We start from the raw sequence: 23434 nt of genomic DNA, 5'->3' as shown, positions 1-23434 counted from the left end.
GCTCGCGAACCTCTCGCTCCAGCGCCTTGATCCGTTCGCGCTCGTCCGTCGTCTGGCCAGGACGCACGCCCTGATCCCGCTCGGACTGACGCACCCAGTTCCGCAGCGTCTCGCCCGAGCAGCCGATCTTCGCGGCAATCGACTGGATCGCCGACCACTGCGAGCCGTGCTCGCCCTCGTGGTCGCGCACCATCCGCACGGCACGCTCGCGCACCTCAGGCGAAAAAGGGGCTGTTCGCTTCGTCATGGCTCCATCCTCTCAGAAGTTGGAGCCTCCGGGAAACCCGGGGCGGTTCAGTTCAGCGGAGAGGCCGGTGAAGCCGGACTTGCCTTGAGCAGCGACGAAGCCGACCGCCCGCGACAGGTCAAGGCGGGGGCAGGGCAACCTCAACTCCTCGAACCGCCCGGTGCGGACCCGCATGCCGGATGGTGTGGGAGGGGTGCAGGCCGAAGGGTCTGCCCCCTATCCCGATCGGAGACCGTCACGGTGCGTCACCGCAGCCGCCGAACCTCCCACCCGGCTCCCGCATTGCCGGGCTGGTTCGAGATTCCGGGAGGCGAGCGTGGCGCGGGTGGTTGTGGTGACGGGCGGCACGGCGGGGATCGGTCTGGCGACCGCTCACGCCTTCGCCAGGGACGGATGGTCGGTCGGGATCGTTGCCCGTGACGAGAGCCGCCTGCGCGATGCCGAGGCCGCCCTGCGTCGGCATGGCGGCGCGGTCTTGGGCGTATCGGCCGATGTCGCCGACGTGGACGCGGTGAACGCCGCCGCCGACCGCTTCGAGACCGAGCTCGGGCCGATCGACGCCTGGGTCAACAACGCGATGTCGTCGATCGTGGCGCCCGTCCCGGAAATCACGCCCGAGGAATGGCGCCGGGTCACCGAGACCACCTATCTCAGCCAGGTCTGGGGCACGCTCGCCGCGCTCCGCCACATGCGCCCGCGCAACCGCGGCACCATCGTGCAGGTCAGCTCCGGCCTGGGGCTGCGATCGATGCCGCTCCAGGTGCCCTATTGTGCCGCCAAGCACGCCGTGACCGGCTTCACCGACGGCCTGCGCTCGGAACTGCTGCACGAGGGCGTCGATATCGGCTTGACCGTCGTCTACCTGCCGGCGGTGAACACGCCGCAATTCGGCTGGGCCCGCACCCGGACGGGCGCCGAGCAGGATATCCCGGCCCCGGTCTTCGACCCCCGTCTCTGCGCCGACGCAATCCTGTTCGCGGCCCGCAACCGCCGCAGGGACATTTGGGTCGGCCGCTCGACGGTGCAGATGGGGCTGCTGCAGGTCGTGTCGCCGGCCCTCGCCGACCGCTTCATGGCCCGCGGCTGGGACGCGCAGATCGGCGCGCCGGCCCCCGACAAGCCCGGCAACCTGTTCGCGCCCGCCCCCGGTCCGGCGGCGATCGATGGAAAATTCGCCGACAAGACCACGCCGACCCGCAGCGAGTTCGTCACCGACCGCCAGCGCGACATCCTCGTCGGCGGCCTCGCGGCCATCTGCCTCGGCGGCGTCGCGGCCCTCGCCCTGGCCGGCCACGCGACGCGCCGGCTCGCCGGGCGGCGCCGGATCCTGCCGCGAGTGTTCTGACGGCCAAGCCCGCGTCGACGGTCGGAGACAGGCGCCCTATCTCCGCCGGCATCCCGCAAGCTGTCCCGATAGGTCTCGCGTGCCCGGTTACCTGCCCTTCGCGGGCGCCCTCAAGCTGCCCAGCTTCGTCTGCGACAATTGCGGCTTCTGGCAGCGCCACTTCGCGGCGCCGCCGAGCTGCCCGATGTGCCTCGATGCCCGCCACGTCGTGCCGCAGGACGGATGGCGCTTCCGGGATGTCGCGGAGGCCCAAAGATCGTTCCCGTGTCACTGGAGGGAGGTCGAGCCGGGGGTGTGGAAGTTCTGGAACGAGCCGGTCACCGGCATCGGGCCGAGCGCCTACCTGATCGTCACGCCCCGGGGCAACATGGGCTTCGAGGGCTGCCCGGTCTTCAGTGCCGCGGCGCTCGACCACATCGAAGCCCTGGGCGGCATGGCGATGCTCTCGGCCTCGCATCCTCACAGCTACGGTGCGCTGCCCCAGCTTCAGGACCGCTTCGATCCCGAGCTGTGCCTGCCGGCCGCCGATTTCACCTGGAGCGCGGCGCTCCAGGTCTCCTGGCCCTACGACGACGTCCTGGAGCCGCTGCCGGGGCTCACGCTCCACCGCACCGCCGGCCATTTCGACGGCCATGCCGTGCTGCACGACGCGAGCCGCGGCATCGTGTTCTGCGGCGATGCGCTGAAATTCGAGTTGAACCCGGAGAACCCGCGCGAGGCGCTGACGATCTCGGCCCACAAGGCCTTCGTGCGCGGCGTGCCGCTGACCCATGCCGAGCTGACCCGCTACCGCGAGGTCTTCGCCGCGCTGGATTTCCACCAGACCTGGACGCCGTTCGAGCAGGCGGCGAATGTCGGACGGCCCGAGGTGCTGGCGCTGATCGACGCGATGCTGGCCGGGCGGCCGCACGCCTACCCGGTGCCCGTCTCCGAGCTGAGATAGGCGCGCCGGCTCAGAGCCCGAACTGCGCGCCGGTATCCCCCGGCGTGACGAGGCTCCGGGCGCGGCTGCGCGAAGGCAGGAAGGGCAGGGCGGCGCAGACCGCGCCGACGCTGTCGCACAGCCGCTCGACCGCCCGCACGATGTCCGGCGGGCCGGCGACGTGGACGGTGTCGCTGCCGCGCAAGGACGGCAGGTGGGCGGTGACCGGGCCGTGGCGCACGTCGGCCCGGCCACGACGGTCGCGGCTCGCCGCCAGCGTGATCTGCTGCACGCCGGTCCCGCGCAGCCAGTCGAGGCCGGGGCGCATGTAGAGGTCGTCGGCATCGGCCGCGCCCGCCACCACCACCATTTCGCGGGCGATCTCGAGGTGGCGCGCCGCCCGGGCAATGGCCCAGATCGGCGCGAAGCCGGTCTCGGCCGAGACCAGGATGAGGCGGCCCGGCCCGGGCCGGTACGGCGTGCCGCCGGCCGGTCCCTTGATCCGCACGACGTGGCCGGGCAGCACCGCCTCGCCGAGGGCGGGTCCGAGCGCCCCGACATCGCGCCGCAGGTGGAAGACGAGTTCGTTGAGCTCGGTATTGCCGTCGATACGCTGGGTCGGGCAGTAGGGCCGGGCGGGCAGCCCCGCGAAGCCGACCTCGACCGCCTGGCCGGGGGCGACGTCGAGGCTGCGCGAGACCGTCACCACCACCTCCATCACCGCGCCGGAGAGCGGGGTGGCGGACAGGAGCGTGCCGGCGCGCTTCACCGTCCGGAGGACGGCGAGCGGCGAGGGGGCGGGGCCCGGCCGGGTCGCGGCGCCGTCGCCGAGGCGGGGCCGGGCGCGGCTGGTGTTGCGCAGGCGCGGCAGGGCGTCCTGGTGGCGCACCTCCAGCTGGGAATCCTGGATCAGGCCGTCGCGGCCCGCGGCGACGTTGCGCGGCAGGGCGGAATCGAGGGGCGTATCGCCGGTCGCCACACGGACGGGCTTGCCGTTGACGACGAGCGAGCAGCGGGGGCTCATGGCCGTCTCCGTGCAACTTCGGGCAGCAGGGCGTGGGATGCGATGGAACGGGCCGCGCGCCGGTTCACCGTGTGGCGAACAGCAGGCGCTCGACCAGGCCGGCCCAGCGGTCGCGATCGGCGCGCAGGTCGTCCTGAGCGTCCTCGCCGTCCGCCTGCCGGGTCGACAAAGCCGCCACCTGGGCGCGCAGCTCCGCCGCCATCTCGCGCTCGGAGCGCAGCACCGCCTTCATCACCTTGTTCTCGGCCTCGAGCTGGGCCACGAGATCGTCGATCTCCTCGGCCTCCATCTCGTCGGGCGGGGGCAGCCGGTAGGGCCGCGGCCCGAGCCAGCCCGGCGGCAGGAGCAGGCGCCGCACCAGATCGAAATCCGGGCCGCTCCGCTCCTGGCGATCCGGACCGGTCCGATCCTGGTCCGTGATGCTCCACGCCGCCTCGCCCATCGCCGCTTCTCCGCGCCTCAACCGTCCGGACCGCACCCTGGGGGGTGCGCCGCATCCGCTCACGGCCAGGCCGACGATGCTGTCGTCATGGTTAAGGACGGTTTAAACGAGTGGAACGCATTCGCGTGATTGACCGGGCGGAGCCGCCGTCACACTCTCGCCCCGGCACCCGGATCCGAGCAATGATTCGCCCGGCCCGGAACCCACGGAGATCGCGATGCTGGACGGACGACGGGTGCTGATCGTCGAGGACGAGGCGCTGGTCGCCCTGGAACTGACCGAGATCGTCACCGGCTCGAACGCCCACGCCGTCGGCCCGGCTCGCACCAACCGCGAGGCCCTGGCGCTCATCGACTTCGAGGAGATCGACGTCGCGATCCTCGACCTCAACCTCGCCGACGGCGAGGCGACCCCGACCGCCGAATGCCTGATCGCCAAGGGCGTCCCGGTCCTGATCTGCACCGGCGGCGTCCTGCCGCGCGCGATGCGGCTGATGTGGCCGGATCTGCCGATCCTGCGGAAGCCGCTGAACCCGGACCGTCTGGTGGAGGCGTTGGGGGCGTTGTGCATGGAGCCGGTGGGGGGCGGGCGAATCTGATTCGCCACACAACGCCGATCCCCGGTCTTGCTCCTTTCATTATCGCGGCGGAGCGGCGTGACCGGCGGGCAGGGATAGAGTTTAGATCCCGTCGCCGTCGCGGTCGGGGTGAGACTCCGTCGACGCGCTAAGTCTATCGAGCCAGTAGCAAGCACATATGAAATTTCCGCGGATTTCCATTCTCGATGCGGCTGCTTTCGCAATCATATAGTCAATTGATATTCAATATATGTCGCTAGACACATGCATCCTCTCTCCAAAGAGAGCGTATAAATGAGGAAGAAAACTTGAAACTGTACGTTTTGATGCGCATCGGATTCAAGGCGAACTGAATTCTTGGCATGAAAGGGGGCCGCGCGGGGCAAGACGTCCATCTGCGAAGAAAGCGGCCTTGCCGTCCGCGTCGAACGATTGTCACGCCGCCTCCGGCGCCGCCCCCACCAGCTGCCGCGCCTGCAGGATCGACATCGGCTCGCCGAAAGCGAAGCCTTGCGCGTAGTCGCAGCCGACCTCGGCCAGCGCCAGGGCGTCGGCCTCCGACTCGGCGCCCTCGGCGACGATCTCGAGGCCGAGTTCCTGGGCCATCCGGACGATCGAGCGCAGGATGCCGGAGCGGCCGTTGGCCATCTGGCGCACGAAGGACTGGTCGATCTTGATCGTGTCGAAGGGGAAGCGCTGCATGTAGGTCAGCGCCGAGTAGCCGGTGCCGAAATCGTCGAGGCACAGGCCCGCGCCGAGTTCGTGGATGCGGGCGAGCATCTGGGCGGCGTATTCCGGGTTCTCCATCACCAGGGCCTCGGTCAGCTCGAGCTTGAGCGAGCCGGGGGCGACGCCGGTGCGGGCGAGCACGGTCTTCACGTCGTGGAGCAGGTCGTGGCGCAGCAATTGGCGCGAGGACAGGTTGACCGAAGCGAAGATCGGCGGCTCGACGACGAGTGCCTGCTGCCACGCGGCCAGTTCCGCCGCGGTGCGTTCGAGCGCGAAGACGCCGAGATTGACGATGAGGCCCGATTCCTCGGCGATCGGCAGGAAGACCTGAGGGGCGACGCGGCCGAGGCGCGGGTGGTCCCATCGCAACACCGTCTCGAAGCCCGCGACCGTGCGGTCCTCCAGGCGCACGATCGGCTGGAACAGAACCTTGATCTCGTTGCGCTCCAGCGCCCGGCGCAGGTCGCTCTCCAGCATCATCCGCTCGCCGCGGTCGGAGCGCATGGTCGGGCGGTAGACCTCGATCCGGTCGCCGCCCTGGCGCTTGCCGTTGATCATGGCGAGCTCGGCGTTCTTGATCACGTCGTCGCGCTTCACCACCGCACCCGCCTCGTGCAGGGCGACGCCGATCGAGGGCGTCAGGAAGATCTCCCGGTCGGCATAGGTGATCGGGGTGGTGATCGCCCGGCGGATGCTGTCGGCGAAGGCGATGATCCGGTCGGGGTCGCGCTCGGAGAGCAGGATCACCGCGAACTCGTCGCCGGCGACGCGGGCGAGGGTGTCCTGCGGGCGAAGCAGGCGGTTGAGGCGGCGCGACAGCGTCAGCAGGATCGAATCGCCCGCCGAGAGGCCGATCGCGTCGTTGACCTGCTTGAAGCGGTCGATGTCGACCACGAACAGGGTGGGCTTCAGGCGCGGGTCCTGGCTCGCCAGGGCGAGCGCGGCGTCGAGCCGGTCGTGGAACAATTCGCGGTTGGGCAGCCCGGTGAGGTTGTCGTGCACCGCGTCGTGCAGCAGCCGCTCCTCGGCGATCTTCGCTTCGGTCACGTCCGCGATGGTGCCGACGATGCGCACCACCTCGCCGTCGGTGCCGATGACCGGCCGCGCCTTCAGGCGGAACCAGTAATACGGGCCGGCAGCCGAGCGCAGGCGGAAATCCTGGGAGATCCGGCCGCGTCGCTCCTCGATCACGGTGTCGAGGGCCGCCGAGTAGCGCTCGACGTCGAAGGGGTGGAGGAGGGAGAGCCAGTTCGCCTGCGGTCCCTCCAGCGCCCCGCGCTTCAGGCCGAGCTGCCCCTCGATCTCGGGGCCGGCGAAGACCCGGTCGCCCGGCACGTCCCAGTCGAACACCACGTCGCCGGCGCCGGTGAGCGCCAGCGCCCGGCGCTCGGTGTCGGAAACCAGGCTGTTGCCCAAGCCGCCGCCCGCGAAGGCGTGCTGGAGCACCGTGAAGCCGATCAGCATCACGATCAGCACGAGGCCGCCGATGAGGGCCGGCTGGACGAGGTCGTTGTGGAGCTGGCCGGTGATGGCGAAACCCGCCGCCACCACCCAGGCCAGCAGCAGGAGCCAGGTCGGGATCAGCAGGATCGCCCGGTCGTAGCCGTTGTGGATCGCCAGATAGACGACCAGCAGCAGGCCGATTCCCGCCACCGTGGCGATCGAGATCCGGGCGACGCCCGCCGCCACCGGCGGGTCGATCACGGCGAGGCCGACGAGGCCGCCGAGGAACAGCAGCCAGATCAGCGCGACGTGGCTGTAGCGCACGTGCCAGCGGGCGAGGTTGAGATAGGCAAACAAGAAGACCAGCAGCGTCGCGCCCAGCACCGCTTCGGCGGAGGCGCGGTAGATCCGCTCCGCAGCCTCCGTGACCGGGAAAATTCTCTGGAAGAACCCGAAATCGATGCAAGCATAGGCCAGTACCGCCCAGGCGAGCGCCGCCGCGGCCGGAAAGATGATGGCACCCTTGACCACGAACACGATGGTCAGGAACAGGGCCAGCAGCCCGGCGATCCCGATGATGATGCCCTTGTAGAGGGTCAGCCCGGTCGCCTTCTTGCGGTAGGCGTCCTGGTCCCAGAGATAGACCTGCGGTACGTTGGGGGTGCGCAGCTCGGCCACGAAGGTGACCGTCGTGCCCGGGTCGAGCGTGATGACGAACTGGTCGGCATCCGGGCTCTCGTCGCGCTCGGGCCGGATGCCCTGGCTCGCGGTGATCGCCGCGATGCGCGAGCCGCCGAGATCGGGCCAGACCACGCCCGAGCCGACGAGGCGGAAATGCGGGGCCACCAGCAGGCGGTCGATCTGCTCGTCGGTGTCGTTGGTGAGGGCGAACACCATCCAGTCCGGCCGCGCGCCGGTCTCGCGCGCCTTCACGGCGATGCGCCGCACGATGCCGTCCTTGCCCGGCGCAGTGGAGATCTGGATCAGGTCGCCGTCCGAGCGGTAGCGCTCGATCGCCGGCGTGAGGTCGATGGCCTGCGAGTCGAGGGTGACGCGCACGGCCTCGACCGCGCGGGCCTGCGGCACGGAGAGGAGCAGCCCGGCGAGGGCGGCGAGGCAGGCGAGGACGAGTGAGTACGTGCGCAAGCTTCGGGGTCTTCCGACCGGACGGGGGCGGCCACGGTCACGGGGGCGGCTCGGGAGAGGGTGCCGGACCGTACTGACGCGCCAGCATCCGAGCAAGGCGGAGGCCCTGGATCTCCCCTGCCGTCCGCGAGCGCGGCCGTCGATGGGCTTCGATCGCTCCGCTTTGCGGCCAAATCAAGTTGCGCCGGTCTCTCCACGATCGGTGCGGCCGCCGACCTCGGCGAGCGGGACGATCTCCCAGCATTCCGGATGACGCATCAGCTCGGTCAGGAACGCGAAGGTGAGGGCGTGGGTCGGGCAATTGGCCACGATGCGCCCGAGGATCGGCCGGTCGGCCAGCGCGAGGTCGCCGACGAGGTCGAGGATCTTGTGCCGCACCGGCTCGTCCGGGAAGCGGGCCCCGCCGAGCACCTTACCCCCGAGGAGGATCGCCACCCGCCCGGGGCGGGCGCCGCGCAGCAGCGGCTCGCGATCGCGGGGATGCATCCGGCCTTCCGTGTCCGGGTGGATCGGGTGCTGGCAGTCCGGCCGCGCGGGGGCGGGATCGAGGCCGGCACCCGTCACGGTCTGCGCCGTGAACGAGCGGGCCCACAGCCGGTCCCGCGTTGCCGCCGGCAGCAGCGTCCGGGCGAGCCGGGTCTTGAGCAACGTACGCCAGATCAGCGAGGCGTTGCCGAAGCTGCGGCTGGGGGCGATCGCGCTGCGGAACGTGCCGGGGTCGATCGGGCCCGACCAGCGCAGCACGCCGAAATCCGGCAGCCGGTCGGTGCTGACGTCGACGGTGAAATCCTCGCCCGGCTCGGCCCGCAGGAAGCCGTGCAGGCCGTTGACCTGGAAGGGCGCGCGGATGCGCAGGACGTGGCGCGGCCGCGCCTGCGGCACCCGCCCGGCCCCGTCGATGAGCGCGCACCAGCGGGACGCCGACCCGTCGAGGATCGGGATCTCGGTTCCCTCGACGGTGATGGCGGCGTTGTCGATGCGGGAGGCGGCGAGGCTCGCCATCAGGTGCTCGATCGTGCGCAGCTTGCGCCCGTGCCCGAGATCGAGGGCGGTGCTCATCCGGCTCGCGACCCAGCCGGCGGTACCGGCCGGCACCGCGTCGGCCTGGGCGCCGGTGCGGCGACACCGCACCGCGAAGCGGATCCCGTGGCCGGCGGGGGCGGGCGCCAGGGTGACGCGCGCGACGCGACCGGTATGCAGCCCGGGCCCGCGCACCGAGACGCTGCGCCCGAGCGTCGCCTCGCACGACCCGTCCTCTGCCGAGTGCGCGATGCCCCCGAGCCCCATCGTTCCCGCCCGACCTGCCCGCCGGCCGCCCGCAGCGGCCGTCGTCTGCTGTTCCCCTGGGGCCGGTACGGTTGGTCCGTGGGTGGGGCCGGCCGAGCGGCCAGTCTCCTCGTCCCCGGACCTTGGTGTCGCGCAGGCCCCGCCTCCGGGCGCTCGCGCGCTCGATTGCGGGTCGGTTCTACGGAGACTGGGGGCACCTCGACACTAGACCGTTCGGCCTAGTTCAGGCGGACGGGTGTGAGGTCGGCTTGATTGTCGACAGGGAGAGGAACGCTGCGGCATGGCCCGCTTCGGCTTCTTCCTGCACCCAAGTCGAGCAAGCCCGATTTGGCATGAGAGAGAATAGCCCCTGCATCGGCAGGAGTCGGGAGGGGCGAATCACGTTTCCGGAGAAGTCGCGCCCGTCATGAACGGCGCCATATCCCGAGCCGTCGCGGTTCCCTCTCCCGGCGCGCTCGGCTCGCCACCCTGCCCCGCAGAGTGGAGAGGGTTGCCGTGCGGATCACGCCCCCTTCAGCGCCCGACCGACCGCCTCGAGGCTCTGCAGTTTCTTGATCGGCCCGATCGCCGCGATCGTCGGCGCGCCGGCGATCAGCGCGCGGCCTGCGGCGCGCACGTCGTCCGGGGTGACGGCGTCGACCTTGGCGATCACCTCGGCGGCGGGGATCACCCGGCCCCAGGCGAGGAGCTGGCGCGCCGCGCGCTCGATGCGCCCGCCCGGCGTTTCCAGCGCCGAGAGCAGGGCCACCTTGAGCTGGGCCTTGGCCCGGGCCAGCTCGGCTGCGTCGACGGTCTCGGCGGCGTCGCGCAGGCAGGCGAGCGTGACCTCGACGAGGCCCGGCAGGTCGGCGCCCGCGGTGCCGGCACCGATGCCGAACAGGCCGCAATCGCTGAACGGCCAGTGGAAGGCATGAATCTCGTAGGCCAGGCCGCGGGTCTCGCGGACCTCGTGCCAGAGCCGCGAGGTCAGCCCGCCGCCGAGCACCTGCGCGAAGAGATGCGCGGCGTAGTAGGAGTCGTCGCGGAACGAGAGGCCCGGCAGGCCCAGCACCAGGTTGGCCTGTTCGAGCTTGCGCGGCATCCGGCGCTCGCCGCCGCGATACTGGCCGGGCACGGCCTCCGGCGTCTCGACCGCGGGCATCGCCCCGAAATGCCGCTCGGCCGCCGCCACGATGGCCTCGTGCTCGACCGCGCCGGCGGCGGCCAGCACCATCCGGCCGGGCGTGTATTCGCGGGCGAGGTAGGCCTCGATCGCCGCGCGGTCGAAGCTCTGGATCGTCTCCGGACGCCCGAGGATCGGCCGGCCGAGGGGCTGGTCGGGGAAGGCCGCCTCGGTGAAGGCGTCGTACACCACGTCGTCCGGCGTATCCTCGACGGCGGCGTATTCCTGGAGGATCACCCCCTTCTCGCGGGCGAGCTCGCCGGCCTCGAAGGTCGAACGGGTCAGGATGTCGCCGAGCACGTCGAGGGCGACCCCGGCATCCTCGCCGAGGACCCGGGCGGTGTAGCTCGTCTGCTCGACGCTGGTGGCGGCGTTGATCTCGCCGCCGACATTCTCGATGTCCTCGGCGATCTGGCGGGCGGTGCGGGACGCCGTGCCCTTGAACGCCATGTGCTCGATCAGGTGGCTGAGCCCGTGCTCCTCCGGCCGCTCGCTGCGCGAGCCGGCGCCGACCCAGACCCCGAGGGTCGCGGTGGCGACGCCCGGCATCGCCTCGGTGGCGACGGTGAGCCCGTTGGACAGCCGGGTGACCTTGAGGTCCGGCGAGGCGCCGAGCGTCGCGAAATGCTGGTTCATGCGGCGGTCCTCAGGATGCGGGCGCGCTCGCGGATCGCCCGCTCCACCGCCGCCTCGTCGTTCGGCAGCACCGTGAACCGCTCACGCCGCTCCAGCAGGTCCGACAGGTGCGGCGGCAGGGCCGGACGCACCCCGGTCGCGGCCTCGACCGCGTCAGGGAACTTCGCCGCGTGGGCGGTCGCCAGGGCCACGACCGGCGTCGCCGGATCGTCGGCGAGCACCTTGCGCGCGGCGCGCACCCCGATCGCGCTGTGCGGATCGATGATCTGCCCGGTCCCCGCATAGACGTCGCGGATCTCGGCCACGACCTCGTCCTCCGGCACGCAGGCCGCGTCGAACTCGGCCCGGATCCGCTCCAGGGTGCGCGCGTCGAGCGTGAACGCGCCCGATTGCTTCAGGCTCGCCATCAGCCGGTTCACCGCGCCGGCATCGCGGTCGAGCGCCTCGAACAGCAAGCGCTCGAAGTTCGACGAGACCTGGATATCCATCGACGGCGACGTGGTGGGGGCCACGCCGCGCACCTCGTATGAGCCCGTCGCGAGGGTCCGCGCGAGGATGTCGTTGGCGTTGGTGGCGATCATCAGCCGCCCGACCGGGAGACCCATGCGCTTGGCCGCCCAGCCGGCCAGGATGTCGCCGAAATTGCCCGTCGGCACCGAGAACGAGACCGGGCGGTGCGGGCTGCCCAGGGCGACCGCACTGGTGAAGTAATACACGGCCTGCGCCGCGACGCGGGCCCAGTTGATCGAATTGACGCCCGACAGCCGCACGTCCTCGGCAAAGCGCGGGTGCTGGAACAACGCCTTCACGATCGCTTGGCAATCGTCGAACGTGCCCTCGACCGCGAGCGCATGGATGTTGTGCGCGTCGACCGTGGTCATCTGACGGCGCTGCACCTCCGAGACCCGGCCGTGCGGGTAGAGGATGAACACGTCGACGTTGTCGAGGCCGCGGAAGGCCTCCACGGCGGCGCTGCCGGTATCGCCCGAGGTGGCGCCCACGATCGTGGCGCGGCTGCCCCTGGCCTTGAGGGCGTGGTCCATCAGCCGGCCGAGGAGCTGCATCGCCACGTCCTTGAAGGCAAGGGTCGGGCCGTGGTGCAGTTCGAGCAGGAAGAGGTTGTCGCCGAGCTGGGTGAGCGGGCAGACGGCCGGGTGGCGGAAGGTGGCGTAGGCCTCGTCGATCATGCGGTCGAGGTCGACCTGCGGGATCTCGCCGTCGACCAGGGGACCGAGCACGGCCTTGGCGGCCTGCGCGTAGGGCCGGCCGGCGAGGCCCGCGATGGTGGCGGGCGCGATCTGCGGCCAGGCCTGCGGAATGTAGAGGCCGCCGTCGCGGGCGAGGCCGGCGAGGAGGGCGTCGGTGAAGGTCAGCGGCGCGGCGCTGCCGCGGGTCGAGACGTGGAGCACGATGATCTGTCCTGAGGCTGACGCGAGGCCCTACACGAATCCGCGGGCCTCGTCAGCCGATCCCTGCGCAGGTCGGGTCAGGCGCTCGCGCCGGGGGCCTTGCGCAGGCGGCAGCCGGTGATCCGCCACGCGCCGTCCTCCCCGCGCTCCAGGGTGTAGAGGGCCTCCCAGTCGGCCCCGTCCTGGTCCTGGATCCGCACGCCCTGGGCGAAGCTGCCGTCGGGCATCGCCTCGTCGGTTCCGAACTCGAAGCGGCGGTTGCGGTAGACCGGGGCGTAGCCCTGGCGCACCATGCCGATGAAGGTGTCGGCGCTGGGAAAGATCGAGCGGATCGCCGGGGCGGCCTCCGCATAGGCTGCCGCCGCGTCGTCGTGGCGGAAGGCGTCCTGCTGACGCAGGATCACCGCCCGAGCCGCATCCCGGTCGCCATCGCCGGCCGCGCGGGCGCCCGAATCGAGGGGGACCTGGGCGAGCGCAAGCAGGGTCATCAGAGTGACGAGGGTGCGCACAGACCGGGCCCTCCTGGACTAAATTCCTCTACGGATGCCGCAGCGTAGCAGGCCCGCGGGCGTGTCACAATCAGAAGTCGTCCGGATCGTGGTCGGGGTGAGGGGCGGGTGCTTCCTCCCCCCTCCACGTCGTACGACGTCCGATCGATCGCTCCGCAATCGCTTCCGCGTTGCGAAAAATGCGCGTCGCTCGGACGCAGCGCGGGCGGGTGATCCGAAATCCGGAAGATCGCTTCCGGGTTCCGGATCGTTCCAGGCTCCGCCTTCGCAGCTCCGGGATGCCCCGGAGGGCGTGGAGTTCGTCGAGAGGCGAGGCCGGCTACACCCCGCTCGCCTTGCGTCCCAGCTCCACCACCCTGAGGTTGTTGGTCGTCCCGGGCCGGCCGAACGGGATGCCGGCCACCGCCACGACGAGGTCCGGCGCCTGCGCGAAGCCTTCCTGTGCAGCGACCTCCGCGGCGCGGTCGACCATCGCCTCGTAGGAGTCGATCTCCGGACCGAGCACCGAATGGGCGCCCCAGTACAGGCTGAGGCGGCGCGACACCGCGGCGTCCGACGTCGCGGCGAGGATCGGCACGTTGGGGCGCTTGCGGGCGATGCGGGCGGCGGTGGTGCCGCTCGACGTGAAGGCGACGATCGCCGCGGCCTCGATCGCGTCGGCGAGGGTCGCGGCGGCGGCCGCCACGGCGTGCGGCGGGCTGTCCTCGACCTCCGGCTCGCTCGCCCGGACGAGCGAGCGGTAGAGCCGGTGCTGCTCGGTGCGGCGGATGATCCGGTCCATCATCGAGACGGCCTCGATCGGATACCGGCCGGCCGCCGATTCGGCCGAGAGCATCACCGCGTCGGCGCCGTCATAGACGGCGGTGGCGACGTCCGAGGCCTCGGCCCGGGTGGGCGAGGGCGCCGCGACCATCGATTCGAGCATCTGCGTCGCCACGATCACCGGCTTCACCGCCCGGCGGCAGGCCCGCACCAGCTCCTTCTGGCGCCCGGGCACGTCCTCGGGCGGCAATTCGACGCCGAGATCGCCGCGGGCCACCATGATCCCGTCGGCGATCCGGATGATGTCCTCGATGTGGTCGAGCGCCGAGGGCTTCTCGATCTTGGCGACCAGCCCGGCCCGGCCGGCGATGAGACCGCGCGCCTCCATCACGTCGGACGGGGTCTGGACGAAGGACAGGGCCACCCAGTCGACCCCGAGCTCGAGCCCGAAGGCGAGGTCGCGCCGGTCCTTCTCGGTGAGCGGCGACAACGCCAGCACCGTGCCGGGCAGGTTGACGCCCTTGCGGTCGGAGATCGGCCCGCCGACCACCACGTCGGCGTCGATCGCCGCGTCGTCGACGCCGACGACCCGCACGCGGACCCGGCCGTCGTCGATCAGGAGGTCCTGGCCCGGCGCCACCGCGGCGAATATCTCCGGGTGAGGCAGGGGGATCGCGTCGGTGCCGCCCTCCCGGCCCTCGCGCACGAAGCGGATCCGGTCGCCGGTGGCGAGATCCGCCTTGCCGCCCCGCAGGGTGCCGATGCGGATCTTCGGCCCTTGCAGGTCCTGCAGGATGCCGATCGGCCGGCCGGTCTCCTTCTCCAGGGCGCGGATCGCGGCGTGCACCTTGGCGTGGTCGTCGTGGGTGCCGTGCGAGAAGTTCAGCCGGAAGGTGTCGACCCCGGCAAGGAACAGGGCCTTCAGCCGCTCCGGCGTGTTGCTGGCCGGGCCGACGGTGGCGACGATCTTGGCGTGGCGATGGCGGCGCATGGGGCCTCCTGTCTCTCGTCGGAGTTAAGGTTTGCCGCGGCGGTAGACGTTGGTGAAGCTCACGTTCATGCCGCCGCAGGCATTGTTGTCCTCGGCGAGGAGGAAGGGCGGCAGAAGCCGCAGGCGCAAGGAGCAATCGGTCCGCTCGCCGGCCGCGAAGGGCATCGTGCCCTTGTCGCCCATGGTAAAGGCGAGGGTCGGGCCGGTCGGCGCCGTCGTCCCCTCCACGCTGCCCATGTTGACCGCGCCGCGCCGGACCCGGTCGGGGTCGAGGGTGCCGTAGCTCGCATCGCCCTTCACCGAGAGGGCGCCCGCCTTGGCCGGCCGGATGACCAGGGTCGCCTCCGGCGCCGTCCAGGTGCCGGTCCAGTCGCTCAAGGACGGCGCCGGCGGGGCCGGTGCCCGGGCGACCGCGCCCTCCGGCAGCCAGCCGGAGCGGACCGCCCCTTTCTGCCCGACATAAGTGGCGCAGACGAAGCCGGGCGTCGTGCCCCCGAGGATCACGGTGTTGCCGGGCACCACGAAGGCCTTCTCGCGGCAAGCCGGATCGGGTCCGGGGCAGCCCTTGCGCGCGGAGGCTCCCTGCACGAACGGCACGCGGGCCTCGCCGGCCTTGACCGTGCCGAGGGCCGGGCCCGGGCCGGTGCCGAGTTCGCCGTAGCCGAAACAATCGCCCTCGGCGGCGAGGCCGGGCCCGAGCCCCGCCAGCCAGGCCAGCACGATCAGCCCCGCGCCGCGCCGATTCCTGCCGAGCATCGTCCGCATCCCCCGGTTTCTCGTCACCGCCGCGGAAGCTAGGGCATCTTGGACCAAAGGCTCATCCGTCCGGGCCGAAATCGCCGCGCCTGTCGCGGCGGCACGCTCTTGACGCCGGATATGCTGCAACGCACCCTGTCGATAGGAAACCTTCCAGTGACGAACCGACGAGGGGGGTATCGACGGTCATGCTGTTCCAGCCGCCCGTGTTCGAGACGATCTTCCGCATCCCGGTCGAGCATCAGCTGGTGATCCGGGGCTCGCGCAGCCGCGGCGCCCCGATGGACGGCGTGCGCTGGTACCACGACGAGTTCGACGCCGCCGGCACCCTGGTGGCGCGCTACGAGACCTACGACGAGACCGACGCCGCCTGCGGGGCGCGCTGCGGCTGGCGCCGCTACGATGCCGCCGGTCGCCTGGTCGCTCGCCACGAGGTACCGATGCGCTGGTCGGCCCTCGTCGCCCTCAATCATTCGCGCCGGGAGGCCGAGATCGTGCTCCAGCGCCTCGGCAGCCCGCCCGCCCCGCCGCCGCGGACCCGGCAGGGCCTGGCGGCGGCCTGACCGCGCCGTCCTCCGCTTGACCCTCGGTCCGATCGGCCGCACGATCCGCCCCATGACCTGTCTCGTTCACGTCGCGCTGCGGCGCCGAATTCCCCTCCCGGCCTGATTCGTCGGGCCGGGTTCGGCCGTCCACCTCCCGTGAAACGCCGGGCGCTCCTCTGCGCCCCCGAAGGTCTCCGGTCATGCTCGTCAGCAATGCGGTGCTGCATCTCGTCTGCGGCAAGATCTCCGCTGGAAAATCGACCCTCGCCGCCGGCCTTGCCGCTCAGCCGGGTACCATCCTCGTCCGGGAGGACCAGTGGCTCGCCGGGCTCTATCCGGGCGAGCAGAACACCCTCGACGAGTACGTCCGGAATACCCGGCGCCTGCGCGGGGTGATGGGACCGCACCTCGTCGCCCTTCTCAGGGCCGGGCTGTCGGTGGTGCTGGATTTCCCGGCCAACACGCCGCAGAGCCGGGCCTGGATGCGAAGCATCGTCCTGGAGGCGGAGGCGGAGCACCAGCTGCACTACCTCGAGGCCGACGACGCCCTGTGCAAGGCGCGGCTGCGGGCGCGCAACGCCGCCGGCACGCACGAATTCACGGTCAGCGACGAGGAGTTCGACCTGTTCACCCGCTATTTCGTGCCGCCGGGGCCGGAGGAGGGGTTCGTCGTCGTGCGGCATCCGCAGGCCGGCGCTTGAGAACGAGACGGTGAGAGACGGAGAATGCCCGAGCGGCCCTTCGCTTTGCTCGACCGACCTCGAACCATCCGCGTCGTTCCGGACGCCGTTGGGCGCCCCAGGGAACGGCGCGGCGGATGGACGGTCGCACGGGACGATCGGGGGGCCGGCGTGACGAAGGCTCGGCTCCCCGCATCACGCGACGATCAGCCGTAGCAGGTGCCCGTCCGGGTCGCACAGGAGCGCATCGGCGGCCCCTTCGGTCCGCGGTGCGAGGCCGCCCGACACGAGCCGCCCGGCATGGGCTGCGCACGCCGCCCGCATTGCCTCGTCGTCCGCCATCGCGATCACCAGCCGGGTCGCCGCGACGTCGTCGATAGCGAGGTCGGACACCGGCTGCGGAGGCGCACCGCGATAGCACAGCAGCTCGACGTGGGGCGGCCGTCCATCCGGGAAGGCGAGCCCGGTCACCTCGACGGTCGGGTCGGCGACGGCGTCGAGGCGGGCCTGTTCCGGCCCGGCATTGAGCGAGCGCGACGCCACGTGCAGCCCGAGCGATTCGTAGAAGGCCACGGACCGGGCGGTGTCGGCGACCGAGATCGCCGAATGGTCGAGGCCGAGGCAGACGTCGCCGGATCCCCGCCCGCGCCAGGCCTCGGGCACGGCCTCCGCCGGGAAGGCCAGGAATTCGAGCGGATGGCCCTCCGGATCGCGGAACTTGAACGCCGTCACGCCGCCCGACGACGCCGGGAGCCGCACCGGCCCGGCGGTCGAGATCGGGCGCCAGCCCGGATGCGCCGACAGGCGGGCATAGGCGGCCGCCATGTCGGCGACGATGATGGCGCAATGCTGGAACAGCGGGCTGAAGCCCGGCACGTCGCCCGGATAGGGCCGGCCGGCCGAGGTCCTCACGAGGTCGAGGCGCTGGTCGCCGAGGCGCAGGAGCACGTCTCCCGTCCTTGCGGGCCCGCCCGCGAACTCCGCTGCCGGATCCGCCGCGGCATCGGCGAAGCCGAGGGCGTCGCGGTAGAATCCCGACAAGGCCTTCGGATCGGCGGCATTCAGCGTGATCCGGGCGAGGCGCCGGGCGCCCGAGGCGGCGGCGCTCAAGGGGTCTGCACTCCGCGCCGATCGAGGAAGATCGCATAGAGCGTGTGCGAGCCGCCGATGAACAGCCGGTTCTTGGTCGGCCCGCCGAAGGTGATGTTCGAGACCCGGTGGGGCACCAGGATCTTGCCCATCAGCTTGCCCTCCGGGCTCAGGCAATGCACCCCGTCGGCGGCGCTCGACCAGACATTGCCGTCCTCGTCCACCCGCATCCCGTCGCAATAGCCCGGCTCGATCTTGTGGAAGATATCGCCGCCGGAGAGGGCTCCGTCGGGCGCCACATCGAAGACCCGGATGTACTGGCGCGGATTCGGCTTCGACTGGTCGCCGGTCTCCGCGACGTAGAGGCGGCGCTCGTCGGGCGAGAAGGCGAGGCCGTTCGGACCGTCGAAGTCGCCGGCCATCACCTGGATCTCGTTCGTCCGCGGATCGAAGCGGTAGAGCGCCGGCGGCTGCTCCGATGGCTGGCGCCCGCCCTCGTAGTCGTTGGCGATGCCGTAGACCGGATCGCTGAACCAGATCGTCCCGTCCGACTTCACCACCACGTCGTTCGGAGAATTCAGGCGCTTGCCGGCATGGCGCTCGACGAGCGTCGTGACCGTGCCGTCATACTCGGTGCGATAGAGGCAGCGGCCGCGATGCGAGCAGGCGATCAGCCGGCCCTCCCGGTCGCGGGTCTGGCCGTTGGCGTAGTTCGAGGGCTGGCGATAGACCGAGAAGCCGGCGCCCTCGATCCACCGCATGGTGCGGTTGCGCGGCAGGTCCTGGAACAGCAGGCAATCGGCGTCGCCCATCCAGACCGGCCCTTCGATCCAGCGGAAGCCGGAGCCGAGTTCCTCCAGAGGCGCGTTGCCCAGGATGTAGTGCTTGAAGCGCTCGTCGTGGATCTCGAACCCGTCCATGGCGTCACCGGAACCGGCAGGCCGCCCCGGTGGTCGGGGGCTTGTCGTACTGGACGATCATCAGGACGGCGGGCTCGTTCCCGACCGTGCCGGAGCGGTGGCCCTTCTTGCCGTCGACCTCGCGGACGTTCTGGTCCTCGCCGAACGAGATCTCGCCCGGTCCCATCTCGATGCGTGTCCCGTCCATCGATTCGACGAACCAGCGGCCCGAGAGCGGGATGATCCATTGCGGCTTCGGGTTCGGATGCCAGTCGCCGGTCCAGCCGACCGGCTGCACCGTCACGAACACGGTCGCGCCGTCATGGGTCTTCTGGCCCTGCCATTGCGGCGGGGCCGGCGGCGACATCGATTTCTGCTCGAACTCGGTGAAGGCGCAGCGGGTCTGGTGGCTGATCCCGTCCGCATCGGCCCAGAGGTGCCAGTAGGGGATGGTGGGTGTCTCGTCGCTCATCGGGCGGTCTCGCTGACGCTGTAGGGCTTCGACGAGGCGAAGGGGTGCGAGAAGAACGTCTCGACCGTCGCCGCCCCGGTGCCGAAGGTGACGAGCAGAAACCCGCCGGCGAGCGCGAGGTTCTTCCAGAAGTCCCAGAAAAGCTCGCGGCCCTTGCCGCCGGACCAGAAATCACCCGGCTTCCAGAACTGCTTCCACAGGAGCGCCGTCACCCCGCAATAGCCGGCGAGCACGAACGCGGCGAAGCGGTCGGCGATGCCGGTGAGGATGCCGAGCGACATCACGATCTCGACGAACAAGCCGGCGAGGATCAGCGCCGTCGCCGGCCCGGTCGCATGGACCGCCTGTTTCGCCTGCCCCACCGCGCCGCGGAAGTTCAGGATCTTGTCGAGGGCGCTGAACGGCAGGAAGAGCATCACCAGGAGGAGCCTGACCCCGAAGGCGACCGCGATGCTGAAGGTGGCCATCGATCCGGGAACCCCGCTGCCCTGGTTGCACTGCGAAAAGCTAAGTGGGGCGGGTCGACGTTCGCGCCAGCCCCGCCATATCCGCTTCGCACGGGCGACCGGCCCTGCATAATCCCGCGGCTTCCGCAGAGGAGGGGACCCCGCCGATGAGCGAGAACCGGCACTACGACGTCGTCATCGTCGGCTCGGGGCCCGGGGGCGGCACCATGGCGTGGCGGCTGGCCCAGACCGGCAGGCGCATCCTGCTGCTGGAACGCGGCGATTATCTGCCGCGCGAACGGGAGAACTGGGACAGCCAAGCGGTCTTCGTGGATGCCCGCTACCAGGCACCGGAGACCTGGTACGGCGCCGACGGCTCCAGCTTCCATCCCGGCCTGCACTACTTCGTCGGCGGCAACAGCAAGGTCTACGGCTCGGTCCTGCTCCGCCTGCGTGAGAAGGATTTCCACGAGATCCGCCATCCGGACGGGATCTCGCCGGAATGGCCGGTGAAGTACGACGTGTTCGAGCCCTATTACCAGGCGGCGGAAGAACTCTACTACGTCCACGGCCTGCGCGGCGAGGATCCGACCGAGCCGCCCTCGCGAAAACCCTACGCTTACCCGCCGATCACTCACGAGCCGCGAATCCAGGAGCTGTTCGACGGGCTCAAGCGCGAGGGCCACCACCCGTTCCACCTGCCGGTCGGCGTGCGGCTGGAGGAGCGGGACGGCAAGCCGCTGCCGCATTCGGCCTGCATCCGCTGCGACGCCTTCGACGGCTATCCCTGCATCACCAACGGCAAGGCCGATTCGCAGATCACCTGCGTCGACCCGGCGCTCGCGGCGCACCCCAACCTCACCCTGAAGACCAATTCTTATGTCGATCGGCTCCTCACCGATCCGGCCGGGCGGACGGTCACTGGCGTCGCGGTCAAGCGCGGCGACGCGACCGAGGTGTTCACCGGCGACATCGTGGTGGTGGCCTGCGGCGCGCTGTCCTCGGCGCTCCTGATGCTGCGCTCCGCCAACGATGCCCACCCGCAGGGGCTGGCCAACCGGTCAGGACAGGTCGGCCGCAACTACATGCGGCACAACAACTCGACGGTGCTGGCGATCTCCCGCACCCCGAACCCGACCAAGTTCCAGAAGACGCTGGGTCTCAACGACTTCTACTTCGGCGCCGACGACTGGGAGTTTCCCCTCGGCCATATCCAGATGGTCGGCAAGTCGGACGGGGTGCAGATCCACGGCGAGGGGCTGCCGGGGTTCCTGCAATGGTTCCCGGAAAAGCCGTTCGACTGGCTCGCCAGGCACTCGCTCGATTTCTGGCTCACCACCGAGGACCTGCCGATCCCGGAGAACCGGATTTTTTACGACGGCGGAAAAGTGCGGCTCGACCTGAAGCAGACCAACGAGGAGGCGCTGCACCGGTTGAAGGCCAAGCTGCGCGGCCTCTGCGCCAAGCTCGACATCCACCCGCACCTGTTCGACCGCTCGCTCTATCTCGGCAAGGACGTACCGATCGGCGGCACCGCCCACCAGGCCGGGACGCTCCGCTTCGGCTCCGACCCGGCGCGTTCGGTCCTCGACCTCGACTGCAAGGCGCACGAACTCGACAACCTCTACGTGACGGATGCGAGCTTCTTCCCGTCGATCGGTGCGGTGAACCCGACGCTGACGATCATCGCCAACTCGCTGCGGGTGGCGGATCACATCATCGGGCGGCTGGGAGCCTGACCCCTCGGCCGCTCCTGGTACGTTGCGCGGCGACGCCTCAGACGAGCCGCGCCGCCGCGATCACGACCTTGGCCGGGCTCCCCTCCTTGCCGGGGGGAACGAACCAGTCGGCCGGCCGGGTCGCGCTGCCGTCGTCGAAGCAGAATTGCAGCGGGGCGCCGCTCGCATCCACGCTGAGGAACAGCGTGCCGCGGCCGAGCCCGCCCGGCTTCGCGAGCGCAGGCGCCCCATGCGGCCGGACCGTATAGTTACGGCTGCCACCGGCGTGCCGGACGCTGCTCGCGTCGATCACCGGGACCGCGTAGACGGCCCGGTAGGCCTGCGACTGCGGATCGCGGCCGAGGCCGAACCGCTCCGGCCAGTGCGGAGCGGAATCCGATGGCGGCCCGTACCGCACCGCCGGCCCGGCGACGATGACGACGTGGCCGGTATCCCCGGTGGCGACGAGGCTCGGGTCGTGGCCGGCATCCGGATTCGCCGGGTCGGCATAGATGCCGAGCGACCAGGCCAGCAGGTCGCCCGCCTGCAGGTCGGGAATCGCGCCCACCCGGCAAAAGCCGTTCGCCGGGGCGGCGACCTTGGCGAAGGTAACGAGCGCCGCGCCGAGGGGCGCAGCCCCGGCGGGTGGAGACGATCCGGCAGACATCGTTGATGGTCCTGTTGTCCAGGTGACGGGCGGCACGGACAGTCTCGCGGTCGCCGCGCATTCCTCCGAGGTCAGGACAATTTAAGGTGGCGTGAATCGGTGCCTTCCTCGAGGAAGGCCGGCGCGGCCGCCACCGGTGAGGGCGCCGCCGCGCAGCCCGGCCGGCGCATCGCGGCGGCGCCGCTTCCCGGCTATGCAGGCGTGGTGCATGCCTTCAAGGAGCCTCCGATGCCCCTGGACCCCGCCCTGCGCGACCGCATCGTCGCGGCCGTCGCCGAGAATTTCGACGCGCAGATCGCCCATACCCAGGCGCTGATGCGCTTTCCCTCGACCCGTGGGCAGGAGCAGGCGATCCAGGATTTCGTCTTCCGGTGCTTCCGCGACCGCGGCTACGCCATGGACCGCTTTGCGATGGATCGGGCGCAGATCGAGGCGCATCCGGGCGGCGCCACGTTCGCGCTTGAGCATTCCGAGGCGCCGATCGTCGTCGGCATCCACCGGCCGCGGGAGGAGCGGGGACGGTCGCTGATCCTCCAGGCCCATGTCGACGTGGTGCCGCCGGGTCCCGCCGACCTCTGGACCCACCCGCCCTTCGAGCCGGTGGTGGAGGGCGACTGGCTCCACGGCCGCGGCGGGGCCGACATGAAGGCCGGTCACGCCGCCAACCTGTTCGCCCTCGACGCCCTTCGCCGCATCGGCCTCCAGCCCGCCGCGACCGTGACCCTCCAGTCGGTGGTCGAGGAGGAATCGACCGGCAACGGCGCCCTGATGACCCATCTGCGCGGCTACCGCGCCGATGCGGTGCTGATCCCCGAGCCCGAGGAGGAGATGCTGGTTCGCGCCAATACCGGCGTGCTGTGGTTCCGGGTCGAGGTCCGGGGCCGGCCGGTCCATGTGCGGGAGATGGGGACGGGCGCGAACGCCATCGACGCCGCCTACCGGGTGATCGGGGCGCTGCGGCAGCTGGAAGCGCGCTGGAACGCCGACAAGGCCGGGCGACCGCATTTCGAGGGCGAGGCGCACCCGATCAACCTCAATATCGGGCGGATCGAGGGCGGCGACTGGGCCTCCTCGGTCCCGGCCTGGTGCCGGATCGATTGCCGCATCGCGATCTATCCGGGCACCAGCGCGGCCGACGCGGCCCGCGAGATCGAGGCGGCGGTCCAGGCCTTCGCCCGCGACGACGCGTTCCTGTCGAACAGCCCGCCGCGCGTCACCTTCCACGGCTTCTTCGCCGAGGGCTACGTGCTCGAGGAAGGCTCGGAGGCCGAGGCCGTGCTCGGCCGGGCCCACGCGGCGGCGACCGGGACGGAACTCAAGAGCTTCATGACCGCCGGCTACCTCGATACCCGGGTCCACGCCCTGTACGACCGGGTGCCGGCGCTCTGCTATGGGCCGAAGAGCGAGAACATCCACGGCTTCGACGAGCGGGTCAGCCTCGCCTCGCTGAAGCGCATCACCACCGCGATGGCGTTGTTCGTCGCCGAGTGGTGCGGCACCGAGCGCCGCTGAAGGGGCGGGCCCCGGACGG

22 protein-coding genes are annotated in these 23434 nt (G+C 70.9%); 7 read left to right on the top strand and 15 right to left on the bottom strand.

Annotation, left to right across the window (positions count from 1 at the left end; translation table 11 throughout):
• Nucleotides 1-247, bottom strand: a 247-nt coding sequence (locus G4G93_RS31440; RefSeq protein WP_165090971.1) for a transposase, incomplete at its 3' end; no start/stop codon positions are given.
• Between the two features lie 316 nt (nucleotides 248-563).
• Between G4G93_RS31440 and G4G93_RS31435 the strand changes: the two genes are divergently transcribed.
• Nucleotides 564-1592 carry an SDR family oxidoreductase gene (locus tag G4G93_RS31435; RefSeq protein ID WP_312892306.1) on the top strand — a complete coding sequence of 343 codons (1029 nt, stop codon included), beginning with the start codon at nucleotides 564-566 and terminating at the stop codon, nucleotides 1590-1592.
• Between the two features lie 79 nt (nucleotides 1593-1671).
• Entirely contained in the window at nucleotides 1672-2535 is an 864-nt protein-coding gene (locus tag G4G93_RS31430) for an MBL fold metallo-hydrolase (RefSeq protein ID WP_165090967.1), read from the top strand.
• A gap of 10 nt (nucleotides 2536-2545) precedes the next feature.
• Here the strand turns inward: G4G93_RS31430 and G4G93_RS31425 are convergent, their stop codons facing one another.
• Together G4G93_RS31425 and G4G93_RS31420 are read right to left on the bottom strand one after the other, a co-directional pair.
• Nucleotides 2546-3538: an oxidoreductase gene (locus tag G4G93_RS31425; RefSeq protein ID WP_165090964.1), complete on the bottom strand. Its 993-nt coding sequence runs from the start codon at nucleotides 3536-3538 to the stop codon at nucleotides 2546-2548.
• A 64-nt stretch (nucleotides 3539-3602) separates the two neighbouring features.
• Nucleotides 3603-3980 carry a hypothetical protein gene (locus G4G93_RS31420; RefSeq protein ID WP_165090962.1) on the bottom strand — a complete coding sequence of 126 codons (378 nt, stop codon included), beginning with the start codon at nucleotides 3978-3980 and terminating at the stop codon, nucleotides 3603-3605.
• A 217-nt stretch (nucleotides 3981-4197) separates the two neighbouring features.
• Between G4G93_RS31420 and G4G93_RS31415 the strand changes: the two genes are divergently transcribed.
• Entirely contained in the window at nucleotides 4198-4578 is a 381-nt protein-coding gene (locus tag G4G93_RS31415; protein ID WP_165090959.1) for a response regulator, read from the top strand.
• Nucleotides 4579-4992: 414 nt separating this feature from the next.
• Here G4G93_RS31415 and G4G93_RS31410 read toward each other — a convergent pair whose 3' ends face one another.
• From G4G93_RS31410 to G4G93_RS31380, 7 genes are all read right to left on the bottom strand, one after another.
• Nucleotides 4993-7875 (bottom strand): EAL domain-containing protein, encoded by a 2883-nt coding sequence (locus G4G93_RS31410; RefSeq protein WP_165090957.1) that lies wholly within the window; start codon nucleotides 7873-7875, stop codon nucleotides 4993-4995.
• 174 nt (nucleotides 7876-8049) lie between these two features.
• On the bottom strand, nucleotides 8050-9162 hold the full coding sequence (locus G4G93_RS31405) for a UDP-3-O-acyl-N-acetylglucosamine deacetylase (RefSeq protein ID WP_165090954.1): 1113 nt from the start codon (nucleotides 9160-9162) through the stop codon (nucleotides 8050-8052).
• Nucleotides 9163-9664: 502 nt separating this feature from the next.
• Entirely contained in the window at nucleotides 9665-10960 is a 1296-nt protein-coding gene (locus G4G93_RS31400; RefSeq protein WP_165090952.1) for a pitrilysin family protein, read from the bottom strand.
• Complete coding sequence (gene thrC / locus G4G93_RS31395) at nucleotides 10957-12369, bottom strand: threonine synthase (protein WP_165090950.1); 1413 nt, start codon at nucleotides 12367-12369, stop codon at nucleotides 10957-10959. The genes G4G93_RS31400 and thrC overlap by 4 nt, the downstream gene beginning before the upstream one ends.
• A gap of 77 nt (nucleotides 12370-12446) precedes the next feature.
• On the bottom strand, nucleotides 12447-12857 hold the full coding sequence (locus tag G4G93_RS31390) for a DUF4864 domain-containing protein (protein WP_165090979.1): 411 nt from the start codon (nucleotides 12855-12857) through the stop codon (nucleotides 12447-12449).
• Nucleotides 12858-13197: 340 nt separating this feature from the next.
• Entirely contained in the window at nucleotides 13198-14631 is a 1434-nt protein-coding gene (pyk, locus tag G4G93_RS31385) for a pyruvate kinase (RefSeq protein WP_165090948.1), read from the bottom strand.
• A 24-nt stretch (nucleotides 14632-14655) separates the two neighbouring features.
• Entirely contained in the window at nucleotides 14656-15387 is a 732-nt protein-coding gene (locus G4G93_RS31380) for a hypothetical protein (RefSeq protein ID WP_165090946.1), read from the bottom strand.
• A gap of 188 nt (nucleotides 15388-15575) precedes the next feature.
• Here G4G93_RS31380 and G4G93_RS31375 point away from each other — a divergent pair, with 188 nt between their 5' ends.
• Both G4G93_RS31375 and G4G93_RS31370 read left to right on the top strand, forming a co-directional pair.
• Nucleotides 15576-15950, top strand: a complete 375-nt coding sequence (locus tag G4G93_RS31375; protein WP_165090944.1) for a hypothetical protein — start codon at nucleotides 15576-15578, stop codon at nucleotides 15948-15950.
• Nucleotides 15951-16132: 182 nt separating this feature from the next.
• The gene (locus tag G4G93_RS31370; RefSeq protein WP_165090942.1) at nucleotides 16133-16633 is read left to right on the top strand and encodes an ATP-binding protein; all 501 of its coding nucleotides are present in this window, start codon (nucleotides 16133-16135) and stop codon (nucleotides 16631-16633) included.
• Between the two features lie 174 nt (nucleotides 16634-16807).
• Here G4G93_RS31370 and G4G93_RS31365 read toward each other — a convergent pair whose 3' ends face one another.
• From G4G93_RS31365 to G4G93_RS31350, 4 genes are read right to left on the bottom strand one after another with little or no spacing between them, the layout of a single operon-like run.
• A complete protein-coding gene (locus tag G4G93_RS31365) occupies nucleotides 16808-17722 on the bottom strand; it encodes a VOC family protein (RefSeq protein WP_165090940.1) in 915 nt (304 codons plus the stop codon).
• On the bottom strand, nucleotides 17719-18621 hold the full coding sequence (locus tag G4G93_RS31360; RefSeq protein ID WP_165090938.1) for an SMP-30/gluconolactonase/LRE family protein: 903 nt from the start codon (nucleotides 18619-18621) through the stop codon (nucleotides 17719-17721). The genes G4G93_RS31365 and G4G93_RS31360 overlap by 4 nt, the downstream gene beginning before the upstream one ends.
• 4 nt (nucleotides 18622-18625) lie before the next feature.
• Nucleotides 18626-19072 carry a cupin domain-containing protein gene (locus G4G93_RS31355; RefSeq protein ID WP_165090936.1) on the bottom strand — a complete coding sequence of 149 codons (447 nt, stop codon included), beginning with the start codon at nucleotides 19070-19072 and terminating at the stop codon, nucleotides 18626-18628.
• A complete protein-coding gene (locus G4G93_RS31350; protein ID WP_165090933.1) occupies nucleotides 19069-19539 on the bottom strand; it encodes a DoxX family protein in 471 nt (156 codons plus the stop codon). The genes G4G93_RS31355 and G4G93_RS31350 overlap by 4 nt, the downstream gene beginning before the upstream one ends.
• Before the next feature lie 146 nt (nucleotides 19540-19685).
• On the opposite strand from G4G93_RS31350, the gene G4G93_RS31345 reads away from it, so the two are divergent.
• The gene (locus G4G93_RS31345; RefSeq protein WP_165090931.1) at nucleotides 19686-21257 is read left to right on the top strand and encodes a GMC oxidoreductase; all 1572 of its coding nucleotides are present in this window, start codon (nucleotides 19686-19688) and stop codon (nucleotides 21255-21257) included.
• 37 nt (nucleotides 21258-21294) lie between these two features.
• Here G4G93_RS31345 and G4G93_RS31340 read toward each other — a convergent pair whose 3' ends face one another.
• Entirely contained in the window at nucleotides 21295-21903 is a 609-nt protein-coding gene (locus G4G93_RS31340) for a hypothetical protein (protein WP_165090928.1), read from the bottom strand.
• A 228-nt stretch (nucleotides 21904-22131) separates the two neighbouring features.
• On the opposite strand from G4G93_RS31340, the gene G4G93_RS31335 reads away from it, so the two are divergent.
• Entirely contained in the window at nucleotides 22132-23415 is a 1284-nt protein-coding gene (locus G4G93_RS31335) for an ArgE/DapE family deacylase (protein WP_165090977.1), read from the top strand.
• The last annotated feature ends 19 nt before the right edge of the window (nucleotides 23416-23434 follow it).

Origin of the sequence: Methylobacterium sp. DB0501, assembly GCF_011043735.1 — a bacterium.
In the GTDB taxonomy this organism is placed as follows: domain Bacteria; phylum Pseudomonadota; class Alphaproteobacteria; order Rhizobiales; family Beijerinckiaceae; genus Methylobacterium; species Methylobacterium alsaeris.
The sequence above is the reverse complement of the archived record's forward strand: the minus strand, read 5'-3'. Positions and strand labels throughout refer to the sequence as shown.